2 protein-coding genes are annotated in these 1,085 nt (G+C 45.1%); both read right to left on the bottom strand.

Annotated features, from left to right (window positions below; translation table 11 throughout):
- Positions 1-100: 100 nt before the first annotated feature.
- On the bottom strand, positions 101-880 hold the full coding sequence (locus F454_RS16010; RefSeq protein WP_018971196.1) for a cysteine peptidase family C39 domain-containing protein: 780 nt from the start codon (positions 878-880) through the stop codon (positions 101-103).
- Positions 881-905: 25 nt separating this feature from the next.
- The coding region (locus tag F454_RS16625; protein WP_033368055.1) for a hypothetical protein at positions 906-1,085 on the bottom strand (180 nt) is incomplete at its 5' end.

Raw genomic sequence — 1,085 nt, 5'->3', positions numbered from 1 at the left:
ATCGTATGAGTGGGAATGTGGTATTTCATAGGGTGAGAAGCATAGCAGAAAACGGTTCAATGTACCGTCTTCACCTTCTCATTCTATCTTGTTCTCCAAGTTAGTTTAGTCGCAGATGGAAGCCCGTGAAAGTGTAACGGCTCATCAATTCCTCTAGGGACAATAATTCGTGACCGTAAAGAGGGTCTCCAACTATAAAGTTGTCACCATCTTTCCCTAAAATAGCAATGAAGTGACCAGCTGAGCCAAGTAGCACTCCGACAACAGCTGGTAGCCCGCGATTAGGGTTGAAAGTAGTAGAAAAATCGAAGGTTGCCTCGGCATCTCGAGATCTAGCTGCTCTAGCCAAATACCACGCTTCAGTGCCACCTCGATAGCTATGTGCATCGACTGCTATCTCAGTTTCCGTTACCTCTATGCCAAGATGTTTTAGAGAGGATGCTAGCGAAGCTGCCCCGCATGTCGAAGAGGTGCTCTGAAGACAAATATTGTTGTCCCATTTATCTTTCAATTGTCCTTCAGGTAGAGGTCCCAAAAAGGGTTTGATGAACGGAACTATAGATAAGACTGCTACTGCTAATAGGGGCATAATTAAAAGTACACGTGGCAAAAATGTTGCAGCCAGTCCGCCAAAAACACCTAGAGGGACTAGTAGTAACTCAGTGCCAGGAATACTCCGAAATTGATAGTACCAACTCGTTTCCGGAAGAATATGGGTATAGTAAACAGAAAAACTTACTGCAGGAATCGAAAACAAGAAGGCGACCAAACCGAGAATGGCTCTGCTCTTAGGTGTTTTACTTTTGGCAATTCTGTAGGTTATAGAAAACGCTGCTAGAGTCAAAGCAGCTGAGAAAATACCTAGAAGGTTTGGGTTCATTTTAGGAGAACGTAAAGCACACCAATCACTGAACTCTCAGCGCGCTTTGGTTTTGGGTTAATGTTTGAATTTGGGAATTGGCTCGACTCTCGACGGTGAAGGGATTGGGGGCAGCGTCTTCCATGAGAAGGTGTGGCAAGTGGTTTTCCTGCGATTGTTGAATTTCTTTTGTTTTAGCGAGTGCTGGGGTGGCGAGTGGCGTCGA

Source organism: Rubritalea marina DSM 17716 (genome assembly GCF_000378105.1).
Classification (GTDB): domain Bacteria; phylum Verrucomicrobiota; class Verrucomicrobiia; order Verrucomicrobiales; family Akkermansiaceae; genus Rubritalea; species Rubritalea marina.
Note: the sequence above shows the minus strand (reverse complement) of the source record. Positions and strands in the feature narration are given on the sequence as shown.